Source organism: Streptomyces sp. NPDC001832 (assembly GCF_040297265.1).
GTDB lineage: Bacteria > Actinomycetota > Actinomycetes > Streptomycetales > Streptomycetaceae > Streptomyces.
Window position 1 is genome coordinate 205,574 of the sequence record NZ_JBEOYU010000005.1, and the last position, 18,844, is coordinate 224,417.

Here is an 18,844-nt window from a genome sequence, read left to right on the forward strand (position 1 = left end):
GGCGCGGCTAGTCTGGAGCTGTGCCGGACGACGTGGGGGGCAGGCCGTTCCCGGACGGCTGGGAGCCCGACGACGACCGCGGGGGCGCGGACGAGGACTTCGCCTCCGTGGTATTCGACGAGGACTTCGTACGGGCCGCCGAGATCCATGAACCCACCGCCGTGGAGCGGCTGCTGGCGGCTGCGCAGGCGCGTGCCGAGGCCGAGGCGTCCCGGGCACGGGCGGGAGGCGGTCCGTCGGACGACGAGCCCTATGACGAGGGGTACGGGCAGGGCGGCGCATACGGCCGTGGGAGCGCCTACAGCGACCCGCTGGACGCCGATGACGACGACGCGTACGGCCGTGGCCCCTATGGGCGCCACGGCGGTGCCCTGCGCCCCTATCGGGGTGCGGCACGCTGGCACCGGCCGGTGGCCTGGATACTCGCCGTGCTGATGGGCATCGGAATGGTCGCGCTGGCCTTCAGTGCCGTCTACCGCAACAGCTCGGGCAACCGCCAGGACCCTGCCCCGCCGCCCGCCACCACCGGCGTGGACAGCTCCCCCGGCCCCGTCCCCAGCGCCATCCCGTCGGCCTCGGCCGGCTACCCCCGCCCCACGGTCTCAGCGGTCCCGCGCCCGTCCTGAGGGCGGTCGGCCGGGGCCGGAGCAACTCTCGGACGGTTCTCTCGCGGCTGGGCGTTTACCCCGGTCGTAATCGACCTACCCTGAAGGTGTGACCCTCTCTCCGAGGGGGCTTCTCACTTGTCCGTACATGCGCAGTCATGCGACGTCATGCGAATGACGGGCAGGCCCTGTCCGAAGCCATTCGGCCGAAGCAGAGCGAAGCGCTTTCGGCTCCGGTCGGTGACGTGGAGTCGGGAGAAGTCATGGCAGACCGCGGAGAACCACCAGAAGGTCCGCCCGAGAGTGCGCCGGGCGGCGGTGAGGACGAGTACCGGTCACTCGTTTTCGACGAGTCGTTCGTGCGTGCTGCCCGGCTGAAAGAATTCTCCGCCAAGGAACGCATGGGGGACCACGCCCGCGCCGTAAGCAGCCTCCCGGCCCGGAACTTCCGCACCGGCTCCAAGGCTGCCATCGCCTTGGTGCTCCTGATCGCCCTGGCCTTCGGAGCAGCCGTGTACATGGGCTTCCGCAACCCCTACCAGGCGCCCGTCGGCAGAAGGGCCGAACCTTTGAGGTCGACCGTCGTACCCCTGGCTCCCCAGGGTGCGGTACCCGGCGGAACCGCCGCCGACCTCCTTGCGAAGAGCCCCGCCGCGCAGTTCGCAACAGGCGCCGCAGGCATCAATCTGCCTGCGATCCGAGGGACGGACAACTTCTCGGACAGCCAGGTGGCGACGGCCCTGACAACGGTCAGGGACTACCTGGTGGTGTCCTCGCTCGACCCCGACGTCCTCACTGGAGACGCGGTGCGGCCGGTACAACTGCTGCTCGACCCGGACCAGATGGCCCAGTTCGACCGAAGTATGAGCCGGCCGGACGACGACGGACAGCATGCCGCGGCCGGCTGGCTGGTGCGCTTCGATCCGGCGAAGGTGGCACTGGCCGCTCCGGACATACGGGTCCGGGGCACCCTGAGCTACACGGAGGTGGGGGCCAACGCACTCGAGGTGGTGTCGGACCACACCTTCACATACACGCTCCGCCCGGCGGCTTCAGGGCCCCAACAGGCAGGTGGAGCCTCGCTCTTCACCGTACGGCGCGAGCTGCACTTCCGCTTCGACCGGGAAGACCTGCGGTTGCACCGGCTGGAGCTGCGCACCAGCTATGTACAGGCCGGACCGCAGGCGTGCCCGGCAGACACCACTGGTGCGCTGCGACCGCTGCTCGCCGGGCAGCGCGCCGTCTCCCGCGGCCCCGCGGGCACCGACCCGTACGCGACGGACCGGCCCACGGCGGCGCTCTGCGGGACGCTGACGGTCAGCTTCCGGCAGCCCCCGGCCCACCAGGGTTCCAAGGCTCCTGGGGCCCCGCAGAGTCCGCAGAGCCAGCGGAGCCGTCCGTAGCGCCGCCCTTGCCGGCCGAGCCCCCGCCTCCTTGACCGGTGAACTTGTCGCGGAGCTTGCCGCCCAGATCTCCGGCGCCCCCTGCTATGTCGCCGACCAGCTTCATCAGCGGGTCCTTGCTGCTTCGCACCGTGTCCGCGTAGTGCGCCGCAGACTCCCGGAAGGAGTCCGTCACCGAGGTGTCCTTGTCCTCGTCGCGTCGCGGGTAGTGACCGTCCATGATCCGCTGGTAGTCGCGGGTCTCGGACCACTTCTTCAGCTCGGCCGCGCGCACCGTGGTGAAGGGGTGTGAGCGGGGCAGCAGATTGAGGATCTTGAGCACCGAGTCGCGCAGATCGCCGCCCTTCTCGTATTCGTCGGCCTGGGCGAGGAAGGCGTCCACATTCATCTCGTGCAGATGATTGCCACCCGCGATCTTCATCAGGCCGCGCATCGATGCCTGCAGATCCTGCCCGACCAGCAGGCCCGCCCGGTCTGCCGACAGCTCCGACTTGCGGAACCACTCGCGCAGTGCCGTCACGATCGCCATGATCGCGACATTGCCGAGCGGAATCCAGGCAACCTTCAACGCGATATTGGTGAGGAACAGCAGAATCGTGCGGTACACGGCGTGGCCGGAGAGGGCGTGTCCCGCCTCGTGGCCGATGACGGCCCGCATCTCCTCCTCGTCGAGCAGCTCCACCAGCCCCGTCGTCACCACGATGATCGGCTCGTCGAGACCGATGCACATGGCATTGGGCTGCGGGTCCTGGTTGACATACATCGGCGGGACCTTCTCCAGGTCCAGGATGTAACAGGCGTCCCGCAACATGTCGTTGAGATGGACGAACTGTGCGTCGCTCACCCGGACGGAGTCGGAGAGGAAGAGCAGCCGCAGGCTGCGCTCGGGCAGCAGGCCGCTCAGTGTCTTGAACACGGTGTCGAAACCGCTCAGCTTGCGCAGGGCCACCAGTGCCGAGCGGTCCGCCGGGTGTTCGTAGGCCCGTGACGAGATCCCTGCGAAACGCCTGCGCTGCCTGCTCGGCACGTTCTCGTGGCTCTCGTGGCTGCGTTCGGTCATGAATGGGCCCCCTGTTCGTACGAGACGTCGCTCGCCCCCTGACAAATCCCAGCGTAGGTGCTGGGGCTACGGTGTGCGGGGGGCTGTGGACAACTGAGGAGACGCCCGACATGCCGCATACCGTTGCTCTGCTCGCCGCCGCATCCGAGGACCAGGGGCTTGGCAACGCACTTCGCATCGTGCTGCTCACCTCGCTCGTCGGAGCTGTCCTGCTCGGCTGGTTCCTGCTGCGGGGATACCGCGACGACGACAACAACGACTGAGTCGGCGTGAGCGTGCCAGGGGCGCCCGCATACGATGTGCGCGACGTCTTCCTTCCGACTCCCGATCGATAGGTCCTGCCGAAGATGAGCCTCACGAGCACTGCACACCAGCTGGTCACTCTCGCCGCCGAGGGCGGAGAGCACGGTGGCAACCACGAAAGCCTCAGCCCGTTTGTCACCGGGGGCGGTGCGCTCGTCGCGCTGCTGCTCCTGCTGTGGATCACCACTCGCTTCAACCGCGACCGCTGAGCGAAGGCGAACAGCTGTGCCAGTAGGCTCTGCACGCATGGGAGAGCAGGAAGTGCCTACCGGCCGCAGAAAGCGCCGACTCGGCGTGATGGGCGGGACGTTTGACCCGATTCACCATGGACACCTGGTGGCGGCCAGCGAAGTGGCCGCCCAGTTCCACCTCGACGAGGTGATCTTCGTACCGACCGGGCAGCCGTGGCAGAAGAGCCACAAGCACGTCTCCCCGGCCGAGGACCGCTATCTGATGACGGTCATCGCGACGGCGTCCAACCCGCAGTTCTCGGTCAGTCGGAGCGACATCGACCGCAGCGGGCCGACGTACACCATCGATACGCTGCGGGACCTGCGCGCGATCCACGGCGACGCGGACCTCTTCTTCATCACCGGTGCCGACGCACTCTCCCAGATCCTCACCTGGCGGGACGCCGACGAACTGTTCTCGCTCGCCCACTTCATCGGTGTGACGCGGCCGGGGCATGCACTCACGGACCCCGGGTTGCCGGAGGGAGGGGTCTCCCTCGTGGAGGTACCCGCGCTTGCGATCTCGTCCACAGACTGCCGTGAGAGGGTCGCGCAGGGGGAGCCGGTCTGGTACTTGGTGCCGGACGGTGTGGTCCGCTACATCGACAAGCGCCAGCTGTACCGCGGCGAATGAGCCACGCAGAGGGGCACCGGTGAACGACCGACAGAACCCGTACGACCCGTACTACCAGCAGCCGCAGATCATCGGCTACGACGAGTACGGGCAGCCGGTGTATCAGCAGCCTGGACAGCAGTCGTACGACCCGTATGCGCCTCAGCAGCAGCCGCATCAGGCCGACCAGGGGTACGGATACGACCCGTACGCCCAGCCTGAGCAGCCGCAGCCGCAGCCGCAGCCGCAGTCGTACGCCCAGCCTCAGCAGCCGCAGCCGTACGACCCGTACGCCTCGCAGCCCCAGCAACCGCAGCAGCCTCAGCAACAGTCGTACGACGGCTATGAGAGCTATGGCTACGGCACCGGCCAGCAGCCCGCCGCGGTCGACACCACCCAGCAGTGGAACATCCCGCAGCAGGCTGCCGCGCAGCCGCCCGCGCCCGCACCTGCGTCGCCCCCGCAGGAACCCGAGCCCGAGCCCGACTTCGAGGCCGCTCCGGAACCGGCCGTGCCCGGGCAGCGTCGAGCCGACCACGACCACCGCACCGAGCAGTACTCCTTCATCGAGGAGCCCGACGAGGACTCCGAAGACGTCATCGACTGGCTGAAGTTCACCGAGAGCCGCAGCGAGCGGCGCGAGGAGGCACGGCGTCGCGGCCGCAACCGCATGGTCGCGCTGATAGCCGTGGTGGTCCTGGTCGTGGTCAGCGGTGTCGGCTACCTCTGGTCCGCCGGAAAGATCCCTGGCCTCTCCGGCTCGGAGAAGGACAGCACTGCATCAACGGGTCCGCAGCAGCGGGACGTCATCGTGGTCCATCTGCACAACACCAAGGAGGGGGGCACCTCCACGGCGCTGCTCGTCGACAATGTGACGACCAAACAGGGGACCACGGTCCTGCTCCCCAACTCGCTCGCGGTCTCCGACGACGGGGGCGTCACCACCACCCTCGGCAAGTCCGTCGAAAACGACGGCACCACCGGCACCCGCGATTCCATCGACACACTGCTCGGCACCGAGATCAGCGGCACGTGGCGGCTCGACACTCCCTATCTGGAGACTCTTGTCGATCTGGTCGGCAGCATCGAGGTCGACACCGACACCGAAGTGCCCGACCCGAAGAAGGGCGCTTCCCCTCTGGTGAAGAAGGGCGAGGCGCAGACCCTGAGCGGCCAGATGGCCGTCGCGTACGCCACCTACCGGGCACCCGGTGAGGCCGAAACGAAGCAGCTCACGCGGTTCGGGGAGGTCATGCAGGGTGTTCTGCGGAAGATCTCGAACGACCCGAAGGCCGCCACGGTCACCGTGCAGACGCTGGGGCAGATCCTCGACCCGTCGCTCCCCGAGAAGGACCTTGGTGCCTCGCTGGCGAAGCTCGCCGAGCACGCCAAGATGGGCGACTACAAGACAACACTGCTGCCGGTGCAGGCCGACGGCACCCTCAGCGACGCGGCCACCGAGAGCGTCGTCAAGGACATCCTGGGCGGCACGGTGAAGACTCCGGACGCCGGTGCGGCAGTGCGGGTCGGGGTCAAGAACGCCACCGGTGACAAGGACGGTACGGAGTCCGCCCGGGTCAGGCTGGTCAACGGCGGCTATGCCTTCGCCGGCGGCGGAACGGCCGAACCCGCGGCCCTGTCGGAAGTCGTCTACAGGACTGCGGCGGACAAGGACAAGGCGACGCAGGTCGCCAAGACCCTGGGCCTGCCGACGAGCGCGCTGAAGCAGGGCAAGCCTGCTGCGAACGCGGATGTGTCTGTCGTGCTCGGCCAGAACTACGAGATCAAATGACCGGGACCGCACCACCCGGATGATGTCGATTCGATCTTCAAACGTTCGCTGCGTGGGCTGTCGGCGGTCCGTGAGACCCTAGAGGTTGATCTGACCGCCGACGAAAGCCTGCTTGTGACCGCCACGGACCGCTCCATCGAGCTCATCAACGCCGCCGCTCAGGCGGCCGCCGACCGGCTCGCGCACGACATCATTGCGTACGACGTCAGCGACGTGCTGTCGATCACAGACGCCTTCCTGCTGGCTTCGGCCCCCAACGACCGCCAGGTCAAGTCGATCGTCGACGAGATCGAGGAGCGGCTCCAGAAGGAGCTCGGAGCCAAGCCGGTACGCCGCGAGGGTGACCGCGACGCGCGCTGGATCCTCCTCGACTACGTCGACATCGTCATCCACGTCCAGCACAGCGAGGAGCGGGTCTTCTACGCGCTGGAGCGTCTCTGGAAGGACTGCCCCGAGATCGCGCTCCCCGAGGACGCTGTCAAGACCCGAGGCAAGGCCGCGGAGCACGCTCAGCTCACCGGCAGCACGGAAGGTGAGCAGAGCTGAACGGCAGCGGAAGCGGCAGGGGCCGCAGGATCGTTCTGTGGCGACACGGACAGACGGCATGGAATCTGGAGCGCCGTTTCCAGGGCTCCACGGACATCGCGCTCACCGAGGCCGGCGTCGGGCAGGCCCAGCGGGCCGCCCGGCTGCTCGCCTCGCTGAAGCCGGATGCGATCGTCGCCTCGGATCTGCAGCGGGCTGCGGCCACGGCCGCCGAGCTCGCCGCGATCACCGGCCTCGAAGTGGCGCGCGACGCGGGACTGCGTGAGACCTACGCGGGTGACTGGCAGGGCCTCACCCACGAGGAGATCGTCGGGCTGTACGGCGAGCAGTACGCCGCATGGAAGCGCGGCGAGCCCGTGCGCCGCGGCGGCGGTGAGCTGGAGACCGAGGTCGCCGACCGGGCCGCCCCGGTCGTACTCGCACATGCTGAGAAACTGCCCGACAGCGGCACGCTCGTCGTGGTCAGCCACGGAGGCACCATCCGCACCACCATCGGCCGGCTGTTGGGCCTGGAGGCGCACCACTGGGAAGGGCTCGGCGGGCTCTCCAACTGCTGCTGGTCGGTGCTGGGCGAGGGCGCGCGGGGCTGGCGCCTGCTGGAGCACAATGCCGGCACGCTGCCGGAGCCGGTGCTCGGCGACGACACGTAGGAGCGCCGGGGCCTGGGAGGGCCAGGGGCCTGCCTGTGGGGGCGGGCCCGGACGGCGCTCGGGGGTCACCTCCGTGGCGGCGTCGGCCGGATTTCACTTTCTGGCTGGTCACAGGCTAAAGTTCTTCTTGTTCGCAGCGCGGAAACGCAGAGAAGCACAGCGAACAGCGGGGCTATAGCTCAGTTGGTAGAGCGCCTGCATGGCATGCAGGAGGTCAGGAGTTCAATTCTCCTTAGCTCCACAATGAAGATCCCGTCCCCATCAGGGGGCGGGATCTTTGCGTTTCCCCGGGTCGCCGTTCCGGCACTTCCGCAGCCCATTGACGGACAGTGACATCGAGGTCATCCGTATCCCGGCGGTCGCCGCCCGGCGCCGGAAGGGCTGCACCCGCGGTGCCGGCGGGGAGACACCCCGCTGCGCCACAGTGAGAGCTGTGTGGTCTTCTGTGCGACGCAGGCCCGGAGTGCGACGGCGCAGTCCGGCCTGCTGATGCGCCGTCACCGTCGACACACCGTCATCGTCGGTGCCCCACAGGGGAGTTGCCAGGTGCTGTCAGTACCGGCATCAGCGGGCTCCCGATACCCGTATTCGACCGGGGCCAGGCCCGATGCCATGACGGCACCGGATGTCCGGCGGGCAGACCCCCTTGCGCGGCATGGCAGAATCGGACCGCCGGAGGGGGCGACGGACCGAACGGGAGGGAGCGCGCGATGCCTGCGAGCCGCCACGAGGTCCCGGACCTGCTCCTTGTCCCCGAACGCCGCGCCCGCGCCGGTTGTCCTGCCGATGATCCGTCCCGTGCGGTCCAAGTGCTCGGCGGGAACGGCAGGGTCTCCTGCGTGTGTACTGCCCGCGGCCAAAGCCGGAGCTGACTCATGGGTGCACACAGGCGGAAGTGCGACTGGTGCGGCAGCGGTACGCCCATCGTCAGGGACATGGATCCGATCAATCCGGAGTACCAGTACTGGTGCGAGGAGTGTGCGCGGGCGCTGATCATAAAGGGCGACCCGATCGAGACCTACCGGGAGCTGGAGGGAGAACCGATCTACGGGCGACTGTTGGAGGAGCACTGCGCGCTCAAGCGTTTCTACTCCTTTGCTACCGCGTGACCCCCCTGAGATGACGCAAAATCGGTCAAAGCAGTGCAGGTAGGAAACGATTTGGTGGAGTGGCAGGGTCACCGGTAATGTTCTCGATGTCGCCACGGAAAACGGGCGGCGCACAGCACGGGGCTATAGCTCAGTTGGTAGAGCGCCTGCATGGCATGCAGGAGGTCAGGAGTTCAATTCTCCTTAGCTCCACAGCGAAGAAATGGGAAGCGGGTCATCCTCACAGGGTGACCCGCTTCTTGTGTACGTACGCTGCCGATGTACAGGGCGATAAACGGAGCACACGGAGCACCCCCGCTTCCTGGACATCCGTCGTGCGGTCGTTTCCGCAGCGTCCACGGACCGGCCGTGCCCGGACCGGATCCGGGTCCGTGCGGTACCCTGGCGCCATGCGTGCCGTACGCCTTCTGCTTAGCGAGCCGCGCTGATCAGTCCCGACCGGTGAGAATGCCTGGTCGGAATCGGCGCGGCGTCCCCTCCTGTGCGAGGGGATTTTTCGTTTCCGTAGACGCGTGTCCGTAGACGTGGGCGCCGGCAGATGACGATCGATGGAGCTTTGAGGATCATGAGCGAGACGAATTCCGCAGCCGAGACGGCTGCGCCGCACCGCTACACGGCGGCGATGGCCGCCGACATCGAGGCACGCTGGCAGGACTTCTGGGACGCCGAGGGCACGTACGAGGCGCCGAATCCGACCGGTGACCTGGTGGGCAATCCGGAAATGGTCGCCAAGCCGAAGAAGTTCATCATGGACATGTTCCCGTACCCCTCGGGTGCGGGCCTGCACGTCGGTCACCCGCTGGGCTACATCGCCACCGATGTCTTCGCCCGCCACCAGCGGATGACCGGGCACAACGTGCTGCACACCCTGGGCTTCGACGCCTTCGGCCTGCCCGCGGAGCAGTACGCCGTGCAGACCGGCACGCACCCGCGGGTCTCCACCGAGGCCAACATCGAGAACATGACCGCCCAGCTGCGTCGGCTGGGCCTGGGCCACGACAAGCGCCGCTCGTTCGCCACGATCGAGTCGGAGTACTACAAGTGGACGCAGTGGATCTTCCTGCAGATCTTCAACTCCTGGTACGACACCGAGGCCGACCGGGCCCGCCCGATCGCCGAGCTGGTCGCACAGTTCGAGAGCGGTTCGCGCCCCACCCCGGACGGCCGTGACTGGAGCGCGCTGAGCGCCGCCGAGCGCGCGGACGTCCTGGGCGAGTACCGCCTGGCGTACGCCTCCGACGCGCCGGTCAACTGGTCACCGGGCCTGGGCACCGTACTGGCCAATGAAGAGGTGACGGCCGACGGCCGCTCCGAGCGCGGCAACTTCCCCGTCTTCAAGGCCAAGCTGCGCCAGTGGAACATGCGCATCACCGCCTACGCCGACCGGCTGCTGAACGACCTGGACGGCCTGGACTGGCCCGAGGCCATCAAGCTGCAGCAGCGCAACTGGATCGGGCGTTCCGAAGGCGCGCGCGTCGACTTCCCGGTCGACGGTGCGGGCAACATCACCGTATTCACCACCCGCCAGGACACCCTGTTCGGTGCCACCTACATGGTGCTGGCGCCCGAGCACGAACTGGTCGAGCGGATCATTCCGGCCGCCTGGCCCGAGGGCACCCACCCGGTGTGGACCGGCGGGTACGCGTCCCCGGCCGAGGCCGTCACCGCGTACCGCAAGCTGGCCGCCGCCAAGTCCGACGTGGAGCGGCAGGCCGAGGCCAAGGACAAGACCGGTGTCTTCACCGGTGCGTACGCGACCAACCCGGTCAGCGGCGAGAAGGTGCCCGTCTTCATCGCCGACTACGTCCTGATGGGTTACGGCACCGGCGCGATCATGGCCGTACCGGCGCATGATGCGCGCGACTTCGCGTTCGCGCGGGCCTTCGAGCTGCGGATGCGCTGTGTCGTCGAGCCGTCGGACGACCGCGGCACGGATCCCTCGACGTGGGACGACGCCTTCGACTCGTACGAAGCGAAGCTGGTCAACTCCGCGAATGACGAGATCTCGCTGGATGGTCTGGGTGTCGTCGACGCCAAGGCGAAGATCACCGAGTGGCTGAAGGCGCACGGCGTCGGTGAGGGCACCGTCAACTTCCGGCTGCGCGACTGGCTGTTCAGCCGCCAGCGCTACTGGGGCGAGCCCTTCCCGATCGTCTACGACGAGGACGGCATCGCCCACCCGCTGCCCGAGTCGATGCTGCCCCTGGAACTGCCGGAGGTCGACGACTACTCGCCGCGCACCTTCGACCCCGAGGACGCCGACACCCAGCCCGAGACCCCGCTGTCCCGGAACACCGACTGGGTCAACGTCACCCTGGACCTGGGCGACGGCAACGGCCCGAAAAAGTACCGCCGCGAGACCAACACCATGCCCAACTGGGCGGGCTCCTGCTGGTACGAGCTGCGCTACCTGGACCCGAATAACGACCAGAAGCTGGTCGACCCGGCGATCGAGCAGTACTGGATGGGCCCGCGCGAGGGGCAGCCGACCGGTGGTGTCGACCTGTACATCGGCGGCCAGGAACATGCCGTCCTGCACCTGCTGTACGCCCGTTTCTGGTCCAAGGTGCTGCACGACCTGGGGCACATCTCGTCCGCCGAGCCGTTCCACAAGCTGTACAACCAGGGCATGATCCAGGCGTTCGTCTACCGGGACAGCCGCGGCATCGCGGTCCCGGCGGCCGAGGTCGAGGAGCGCGACGGAAAGTTCTCCTACCGGGGCGAGAAGGTCAGCCGCGTCCTGGGCAAGATGGGCAAGTCCCTGAAGAACGCCGTCACGCCGGACGAGATCTGCGCCGAGTACGGAGCGGACACGCTGCGCCTGTACGAGATGGCGATGGGTCCCCTGGACGTGTCGCGGCCGTGGGACACGCGCGCGGTCGTCGGCCAGTTCCGGCTGCTGCAGCGGCTGTGGCGCAACATCGTGGACGAAGAGACCGGTGAGGTCACCGTCGTCGACACGGAGCCGGGCGAGGAGACGCTGCGGGCGCTGCACAAGGCGATCGACGGGGTCGGCCAGGACATGGCCGGGATGCGCTTCAACACGGCCATCGCCAAGGTCACCGAGCTGAACAATCACCTGACCAAGGCGGGCGGTCCGCTGTCCCGGAGTGTCGCCGAGCCGCTGGTGCTGCTGGTGGCGCCGCTGGCGCCGCACATCGCCGAGGAGCTGTGGCGCCGACTGGGCCACACCGAGTCGGTCGTGCACCAGGACTTCCCGGTCGCCGACCCGGCGTACGTCGTGGACGAGACCGTGACCTGCGTCGTGCAGGTCAAGGGCAAGGTCAAGGCGCGTCTGGAGATCTCCCCGTCGATCGCGGACGAGGAACTGGAAGCACTGGCCCTGGCCGACCCGGCCGTGGTCGCGGCGCTGGACGGTGCGGGGATCCGCAAGGTGATCGTGCGCGCGCCGAAGCTGGTCAATATCGTCCCGGCGTGACGCCGCTGATCGTCCCGTGTGACGGTGCCCATCGTTCTGCGTGGCGGTCGTCGCGTAATCGCTGGTTGCTGTACGGCGGTGTGGGGGCATTCCCCTACGGGCAGGCTGGGGGTTCCGAAGGAACCCTCGGCCTGCCCTTTCCGTTTACGGTGGAGGGGCCGGCAGCCGAAACGACATCCGAGGGGCGCTCATGGAAGCCGTGATCCTGATTCTGGGGTTGCTCTTTTTCGCCTTCGTGGCCCTGGGCGTGTACGCGGGCGTCAAGGCCATCGGCGCGGCGAAGCGGGGTGTGGACCGTACGGTCACCCAGGCACGCCGCACCGTCGAGGACACCGCGCTGCGGGCGAAGAGCTATGGCCAGGCGGGCGTCGGGGGAGAACTGGCGCAGCTGCGGCTTGCGCTGCGCACGTCCATGCGGGCCACGCAGGAGGCGTTGCAGTCGGGAGCCGCCGAGGACGCCTCGCTCTCGGAGTCGCTGGGCCTTTTCCAGCGGCTGAGCGTGCACGGGCGCGAGCTGGACGACGAGCTGAAGAGACTGGAGCGCGAGCCCGACCGGGCGACGGTCGCCTCGCTGTTGCCTGGACTCAAGCAGCGTACGGAGCGGATCACGCACTCCGCGGATTCGCTGCGATGGGCCGTGCGGGACCGGGCGCGGCACTTCACCGACGGCGACCTGGACGCCCTGAAAGCGCAGATCGATGTGGAGGCCGGGGCGCTGCGGCACTGGACGGTGGAGTCGGACGAGCAGCCGATTCGCGGTCAGGGGAAGCCGCAGGACGGCGAGCGTGACCAGGGACAGGGACAGGGACAGGGACAGGGACAGGGACAGGGACGTGGGCCGGCCGATGATGTGGCGCAGGCGATCACAGCTGCGGACCCGCGACGACAGACCGAATACCCGTGGCAGAAGGCAGCTCGGCCCGAAACGACGAACTGAGGCGTTCGAAGGCCGGTGGTGAGGCGTCCGATGACCAGTGGTGAAAGGATGCGGTCCGAAGCGATCGGGAGCGATCATTCGGTTGGGGCCGGACTGCCGAGCTGCGGACTCGCCAGGTAACCTCCCGCTCATGTCCCGCCATGTCGCGATCATCACCGATTCCACGGCCTACCTGCTGCCCGAGGCGATGGAGCGGCACGGCATCACCGCGGTGCCGCTGACCGTCGTTCTCGGTGATCAGGCTCTGGAGGACGGCACCGAGATCTCGGCCCGTTCCCTCGCGGTGGCGCTCCAGAAGCGTCGCCCCGTGACGACTTCCCGGCCCAGCCCGGAGGTCTTCGCCGCCACATACCGGGCGGCGGCCGCGGCCGGAGCCACCGGCATCGTCTCGTTGCACCTCTCGGCCGAGATCTCGGGTACGTACGACGCCGCTCTGCTCGCAGCGAAGGACGCACAGGTTCCGGTACGGGTGGTGGACACCGGGATGGTTGCCATGGCCCTCGGATTCTGCGCCCTGGCGGCGGCGGAGACGGCAGAGGCGGGCGGAAGCCTGGATGAGGCCGTCGCAGCCGCGGAGAAGCGGGCAGCGGACACCTTCGCGTACTTCTACGTCGACACGCTGGACTATCTACGCCGCGGCGGTCGTATCGGTGCCGCGCAGGCTCTGCTGGGATCGGCGCTCGCCGTGAAGCCGCTGCTCCAGCTGGACGGCGGGCGTATCGAACTGCTGGAGAAGGTACGGACGGCCTCGAAGGCGATCGCGCGTCTGGAAGAGATCATCGCGGAACGGGCGGGCAGCAGCCGGGTGGATATCGCCGTGCATCACCTGGCAGCACCCGAGCGGGCCGAGCGCCTCGCCGAGCGGCTGCGTGAGCGGGTGCCGGGTCTGGTCGATCTGCATGTCAGCGAGGTGGGCGCGGTGATCGGTGCGCACACCGGGCCCGGTCTGCTCGGGGCAGTGGTTTCGCCGCGCTGAAGCCGGTTCGCCGGCGTCATTCCTCGGGGTGGTCGAGTTATCCACAACTGGCCGGTTGTCCACAGAAATTGAGCCTGTTCAGCAGGTTCGGACGGATGTGCCTACCGTCGTGAGGCATGGCTCCCCGATCACATCGAGCAACCAGCGGAAGCGGCAGCGGCCCCGGCCGCGCCCCGGCCTCGGACGGGCGCACCCGTAGCGGTCCCGGTCTCGGCCCCGGAAGGCGACGGCCGTCGCGTGGGCGTGCAGACGTCGTAGCGGCGGCTTCGCGCCATCGGGCGGACGCCCTCATGGGAGGTGCGTACGGCGGACGAGTCGCGAGACCTGTGCTGGGGTTGGCTTCGGCTCCCGCTCCGGTCTCGGCCCCAAGCCCACTCTCTACGCCGAGCCCGTCCCCGACACCAAGTCCCTTTCCAGCTACGGCTCCTGCGCCGCCCCCGACCCCGTCCCCGTCCCCGACCCCGTCCCCGTCCCCGACCCCGGCGACGGTCTCGGGGATGCCGGGGCGGTGGGAGAGGCTGGTTCCGGCACTGCGGGAGCGGATTCCGGTGTGGCTGCAGCTCAGATGTGGTTTGGAGTCAAAGTCTCTTGCTGCACTGGTCGTTGTCCTGATCGCGGCCGCGGTCTTCGCCGCGGTGCATTTCTGGTCCGCGCGCCCTCATTCCGTACGCGCTCCTGATCCGGTCAACGAGGCCGCGCATGCCCGGACATCGGCCCCGGCGCCGGATGACACAGGAGTGCCGGAGCCGTCACCGGGGCTGCCGCCCCCGACGGGGCCTGGCGGGCACATCGTCATCGATGTGAGCGGGAAGGTGCGAAGGCCGGGGATCCACCGACTGCCGTCCGGTGCGAGGGTCGCCGATGCGCTGCGTGCGGCGGGCGGAGCCCGGCCGGGTATCGACCTCGCCGGGCTCAACCGGGCGCGGGTGCTCATGGACGGTGAGCAGATCGTGGTGGGCGCCCCGCCCGGCCTTCCTGCCGCCAGCGGTACGGGAGCAGCCGCTACTGGCGGCAGTGGCAGCCCCACGACCGGACCGGTCAGTCTCAACAGCGCGACCGTAGAACAACTCGACACCTTGCCCGGTGTCGGCCCGGTTCTCGCTCAGCACATCGTCGACTACCGCACACAGCACGGAGGTTTCCGTTCCGTCGATGAGCTGCGCGAAGTCAACGGGATCGGCGACCGGCGGTTCGCCGACCTCCAACCGCTGGTGGGGCCATGAACCACCCGGACGTCCATGCGGCGTCGGGCCGACGGCTGGGTGCCTCAAACCCGCGGCAGGAGGGCCCGGTCGACCTCCGGCTGGTCCCGCCGGCCATGGCGGCCTGGGCCGGAGCGGCGCTCGCGCTGAGTGCGCCGGGCCGGTGGACGGCGGCGGGCGCGATGCTCTGCATCGGCGCATCCACGGTGCTCCTGGCGATGTCGGGACTATTGGCGACCCGTGCGATGCACAGGCTGTCGGCCGACGCCGGGGGAGGGGCGGCAGACGACGAGCGCGCGGTACACAACCGGCGGCGGCCGCACACCACCGCGACCGCCACTGCTGCGGTGCTGCTCTGCGCGGCGGCCGGGGCCGCGTCGGCAGGGTTGCACGGCGCGGACGTACGGCAGGGGCCGATCCATGGGCTTGCCCAGCGATTCGCGAGGGTCGAGGCGGAGGTGACGGTGACGTCCGACGCCAGGCAGACCCAGTCCCGGGTGCGAGGCGACCACAGCACGCCCGCCTCACTCCTCATGGACGCCGAGATCACGCGACTGACGGGGCCCGACGGCGCGGTCACCCGGCTGCGTACGCCGGTGCTGCTGATCATCTCGCCCAGCGGATCGATGGCTCGGTGGCAGCAATTGCTCCCTTCCACGCAACTGCACATCGGCGGCCGACTGGCACCACCGCTGCACGAAGGGGAGCGCAATGCCGCCGCGCTGCGACCCGAGGGCAAAGGCCCACCCCGCATCACCGGGCCCCCTTCCTTTCTGCAGCGTACGGCGGGTGCTCTGCGTGGCGGTCTACGGCAGGCGACCGAGCGGCTGGATCCCGATGCGCGGGCGCTTCTGCCGGGCCTGGTGGTAGGCGACACCTCACGGGTCACGCCCGAACTGCACGATGCCTTCCAGACGGTCGATCTCACCCACCTGATGGCGGTCTCCGGTGCCAACCTGGCGATCCTGCTCGTCCTGCTGATCGGACCGCCGGGCACAGCATCGCGTGTCGAACGCCGTGGTCTTGCGCCCTGGTTGGGGATCTCGCTCAGAATGACGGCGTTGCTCGGCGGCGGGCTCACACTCGCCTTCGTCATCGTCTGCCGGCCTGAGCCGAGCGTGCTGCGGGCCGCGGCTTGCGGACTGATCACCCTGCTCGCCATCGGCACGGGGCGCCGCAGATCACTGATTCCCGCGCTGGCCGCCGCGGTTCTGCTGCTGGTGCTGTACGACCCGTGGATGGCGCGCAGTTACGGCTTCGTCCTCTCCGTCCTGGCCACCGGCGCCCTGCTCACCATTGCCCCGAAGTGGAGCGACGCGCTGCAACGGGGCCGGGTTCCGCCCCGGCTCGCCGAGGCACTGGCCGCGGCAGCGGCGGCGCAGGCGGTGTGCGCGCCGGTCGTCGTGCTGCTCGCCTCCCGGGTCAGCCTGGTGGCGATCCCGTGCAATCTGCTGGCCGAGTTCGCGGTGGCGCCGGCCACGGTCCTCGGGTTCGCCGCGCTCGCCCTGGCGCCGGTGGCCATGCCGGTGGCAGAGCTGCTCGCCCGGATCGCGGGTTGGCCGACCGGGTGGATCGCCTCGGTGGCCCGCACCGGGGCCGCCCTGCCCGGGGCGGAGATCGACTGGCCCGATGGCGGGAAGGGTGCGCTGCTGCTCACCGCGCTGACGGTTCTGGTGATGCTGTCCGCCCGTCGTATCGTGCGCCGCCCCTGGGTCTGTTCGGCCGCCGCGCTGCTGCTGATCCTTGCGGTGCTGCGCCCGGTGCCGCTCACCCGGGTGCTGACCGGATGGCCGCCGCCGAACTGGGCGTTCGCGATGTGCGATGTGGGGCAGGGTGACGCCTTGGTGCTGGCCGCGGGGGACGGCACGGGTGTGGTCGTGGACGCCGGTCCCGATCCCCGGCTCGTCGACCGGTGTCTGCGCAACCTCGGCGTCACCGAGGTGCCACTTTTGATCCTTACGCACTTCCACGCGGATCACGTACGGGGGTTGCCCGGTGTGCTGCGGGGCAGAGCGGTGGGGGCGATCCAGACGACGAGCCTGGACGAACCGCCGGACCAGGTCGCGTTCGTACGGAGAACGGCCGCCGCATCAGGCGTCCCCCTGGTGCGGGCCGTCCACGGTGAACGTCGCCGGATCGGGCCGCTCGACTGGCGGGTCCTCTGGCCGGCGGGCGGTGCGGGGGCGGGCGGTGTATCGGCGGCCCCCGGGTCCGGGCCCGTACCGCAGGAGCCGAATGACGCCAGCGTCACCCTGTACGTCCGGGCCGGCGGGATGACCCTGTTGCTCCTGGGTGACCTCGAACCTCCAGCCCAGCAGGGGCTGTTGCGCCGGTATCCCGCGCTGCCACGGGCAGACGTTCTCAAGGTCGCCCATCACGGCTCCGCTCACCAGGACCCCGCTCTGCTGCGCGGCGCGCACGCGAGACTCGCCTTGGTGAGCGTGGGCAGGGACAACCCGTACGGTCACCCGGCCGCGCGCACCGTCGATGCGCTCAGAGCCGGCGGCGCGGTGGTGCTGCGTACGGACACCGACGGCGCGATCGCCGTGACGGGTGCCGGGCGGGGTCTGCGGGCGGTGGGCCAGCCATGAAACTTACGCCCGTCGACGGCCGCCTGTACGGCCGCTCAGCCATACAGTCGCCCAGGCTCAGTCCAGCCTGGCGGGTGCGCACATCTGCGGCGTTGTTGTCAGCCGCAGGCTCCCCCATAGCCCGAAAGGCGTGGGAGGGGCCCTCGCATCGACACCCTCCTCCGCCTTGCAGCTGCACGCACCCCAGCCCCGCTCCTTCTCCCCCCTCCATTCGCCGGCTGGTCCAATTCGGACCTTCGGTAACACCTCTACGCAAGCCCCTGCGAGCTGCTCTGTTTGCCTCGAACACCGCAAGGGTGATCGAATGCATGCTTGTCGGCGGGCCGCTGCTCCGACGAGGACGTCCAGCCGCCAGGCCCAAGGTGAATCACCCCCGGGTAGGTAGAGATGTTCGGCCGTTGGCTGGGAAACAGGGGAGCAACAGGTGCCGCGCGCGGCGATGCCCTCGCGGGACTTGAGGTGCCGCGCACCGCAGGAGTGCTCAGTTGCCGAGTGCTCGACCCCGTCAACGAGGTCATGCAGCAGGCCGAGTTCGTTGTCACGGACAGCGCCGGCCGCAAGGTCGTCAGTGGTGAGACGGACCCGTACGGCAGTGTCCTTGCCACCGTCCCGGCCGGCGAATACCGGCTGGCCGTCACGTCTGAGGGATTCACCCCGTTCCACGGCGCGGCCACGGTCGTCGAGGGCGGCCATGCGAGCCTCGGCGACGTGACCCTGCAACTGTCCGCGCCCCCGCAACTGCCCGACCCCGGCGAGTGGGAGGTCGAGCCGACGCACTCGCAGATCGGCTTCGCGGCCCGGCACATTGGCATGGCACGTATCCACGGCCGGTTCAACACCTTCGCCGGTGCTGTCCGGATCGCCGATCGCATGGAGGATTCGGCCATGCACGTGATCATCGATGCCGCGTCGATCGACACGAACGTCCAGATGCGCGACGACCATCTGCGCTCCAGCGACTTCCTCGACGTGGGCCGCTACCCGACGCTGGAGTTCTACAGCGACCGTTTCATCCACCGCGGCGGCACCCGCTGGGGTGTGACAGGAGCGCTCACACTGCACGGCGTCAGCCGTACGGTCACGCTGGACACCCAGTACCTCGGAGTGGGCAACGGCCTGGAGGGCGAGACCCGCGCGGCCTGCCGGGCCACCACGGAACTGCACCGCGAGGACTTCACCCTCACCTGGCAGACCATGCTGGCCCGAGGCATCGCGGCCATCGGCTCCAGCATCACCATCGACATGGACATCCAGATCGTCCCCAAGAGCTGAGAGGCCACCCGACAGCCTCTGAGCTTGACGTTTAAGGTGCTTGATCCTTTCCCGCGTTCCGCCGGGTGTTCGTTTGGGGTGGTTTGCCCACATGGTGGTGGGGTGCGGGGCGTCGG

General features: G+C 68.9%; 16 protein-coding genes and 2 tRNA genes. 17 read left to right on the forward strand and 1 reads right to left on the reverse strand.

Going from position 1 to position 18,844, the window contains the following annotated elements:
- Nucleotides 1–20 precede the first annotated feature (20 nt).
- Nucleotides 21–626 carry an SCO2584 family spore wall biosynthesis protein gene (locus tag ABT115_RS06930; RefSeq protein WP_351784832.1) on the forward strand — a complete coding sequence of 202 codons (606 nt, stop codon included), beginning with the start codon at nucleotides 21–23 and terminating at the stop codon, nucleotides 624–626.
- A gap of 242 nt (nucleotides 627–868) precedes the next feature.
- Nucleotides 869–2,008 (forward strand): SCO2583 family membrane protein, encoded by a 1,140-nt coding sequence (locus ABT115_RS06935; protein WP_351784834.1) that lies wholly within the window; start codon nucleotides 869–871, stop codon nucleotides 2,006–2,008.
- On the opposite strand, the gene ABT115_RS06940 is transcribed toward ABT115_RS06935, so the two are convergent.
- On the reverse strand, nucleotides 1,923–3,068 hold the full coding sequence (locus ABT115_RS06940) for a M48 family metallopeptidase (RefSeq protein ID WP_351784836.1): 1,146 nt from the start codon (nucleotides 3,066–3,068) through the stop codon (nucleotides 1,923–1,925). The two genes, ABT115_RS06935 and ABT115_RS06940, sit on opposite strands and share 86 nt — an antisense overlap.
- A gap of 110 nt (nucleotides 3,069–3,178) precedes the next feature.
- On the opposite strand from ABT115_RS06940, the gene ABT115_RS06945 reads away from it, so the two are divergent.
- The 15 genes from ABT115_RS06945 (at nucleotide 3,179) to ABT115_RS07015 (ending at nucleotide 18,728) form a co-directional block, all read left to right on the forward strand.
- Nucleotides 3,179–3,331: a hypothetical protein gene (locus ABT115_RS06945; RefSeq protein ID WP_351784838.1), complete on the forward strand. Its 153-nt coding sequence runs from the start codon at nucleotides 3,179–3,181 to the stop codon at nucleotides 3,329–3,331.
- 84 nt (nucleotides 3,332–3,415) lie between these two features.
- Nucleotides 3,416–3,580 (forward strand): hypothetical protein, encoded by a 165-nt coding sequence (locus ABT115_RS06950; RefSeq protein WP_351784840.1) that lies wholly within the window; start codon nucleotides 3,416–3,418, stop codon nucleotides 3,578–3,580.
- A gap of 37 nt (nucleotides 3,581–3,617) precedes the next feature.
- Nucleotides 3,618–4,235 carry a nicotinate-nucleotide adenylyltransferase gene (gene nadD / locus ABT115_RS06955; RefSeq protein ID WP_351784842.1) on the forward strand — a complete coding sequence of 206 codons (618 nt, stop codon included), beginning with the start codon at nucleotides 3,618–3,620 and terminating at the stop codon, nucleotides 4,233–4,235.
- Between the two features lie 19 nt (nucleotides 4,236–4,254).
- Nucleotides 4,255–6,006, forward strand: a complete 1,752-nt coding sequence (locus tag ABT115_RS06960) for an LCP family protein (protein ID WP_351784844.1) — start codon at nucleotides 4,255–4,257, stop codon at nucleotides 6,004–6,006.
- A 114-nt stretch (nucleotides 6,007–6,120) separates the two neighbouring features.
- Entirely contained in the window at nucleotides 6,121–6,552 is a 432-nt protein-coding gene (gene rsfS / locus ABT115_RS06965) for a ribosome silencing factor (RefSeq protein ID WP_266361561.1), read from the forward strand.
- Nucleotides 6,549–7,202, forward strand: a complete 654-nt coding sequence (locus ABT115_RS06970) for a histidine phosphatase family protein (protein WP_351784874.1) — start codon at nucleotides 6,549–6,551, stop codon at nucleotides 7,200–7,202. The genes rsfS and ABT115_RS06970 overlap by 4 nt, the downstream gene beginning before the upstream one ends.
- 168 nt (nucleotides 7,203–7,370) lie before the next feature.
- Nucleotides 7,371–7,443 (forward strand) — tRNA-Ala (locus ABT115_RS06975).
- Between the two features lie 634 nt (nucleotides 7,444–8,077).
- Nucleotides 8,078–8,311 carry a hypothetical protein gene (locus ABT115_RS06980; RefSeq protein ID WP_351784846.1) on the forward strand — a complete coding sequence of 78 codons (234 nt, stop codon included), beginning with the start codon at nucleotides 8,078–8,080 and terminating at the stop codon, nucleotides 8,309–8,311.
- A gap of 119 nt (nucleotides 8,312–8,430) precedes the next feature.
- Nucleotides 8,431–8,503 (forward strand) — tRNA-Ala (locus ABT115_RS06985).
- Between the two features lie 373 nt (nucleotides 8,504–8,876).
- Nucleotides 8,877–11,750: a leucine--tRNA ligase gene (gene leuS / locus ABT115_RS06990; protein ID WP_351784848.1), complete on the forward strand. Its 2,874-nt coding sequence runs from the start codon at nucleotides 8,877–8,879 to the stop codon at nucleotides 11,748–11,750.
- Between the two features lie 190 nt (nucleotides 11,751–11,940).
- A complete protein-coding gene (locus tag ABT115_RS06995) occupies nucleotides 11,941–12,687 on the forward strand; it encodes a hypothetical protein (RefSeq protein WP_351784850.1) in 747 nt (248 codons plus the stop codon).
- A gap of 130 nt (nucleotides 12,688–12,817) precedes the next feature.
- Entirely contained in the window at nucleotides 12,818–13,663 is an 846-nt protein-coding gene (locus tag ABT115_RS07000) for a DegV family protein (protein WP_351784852.1), read from the forward strand.
- Nucleotides 13,664–14,463: 800 nt separating this feature from the next.
- Nucleotides 14,464–14,886: a ComEA family DNA-binding protein gene (locus ABT115_RS07005; RefSeq protein ID WP_351784854.1), complete on the forward strand. Its 423-nt coding sequence runs from the start codon at nucleotides 14,464–14,466 to the stop codon at nucleotides 14,884–14,886.
- Nucleotides 14,883–17,456, forward strand: a complete 2,574-nt coding sequence (locus tag ABT115_RS07010) for a ComEC/Rec2 family competence protein (RefSeq protein WP_351784856.1) — start codon at nucleotides 14,883–14,885, stop codon at nucleotides 17,454–17,456. Before ABT115_RS07005 ends, ABT115_RS07010 begins: the two co-directional genes overlap by 4 nt.
- A gap of 387 nt (nucleotides 17,457–17,843) precedes the next feature.
- Complete coding sequence (locus ABT115_RS07015) at nucleotides 17,844–18,728, forward strand: YceI family protein (RefSeq protein ID WP_351784858.1); 885 nt, start codon at nucleotides 17,844–17,846, stop codon at nucleotides 18,726–18,728.
- The last annotated feature ends 116 nt before the right edge of the window (nucleotides 18,729–18,844 follow it).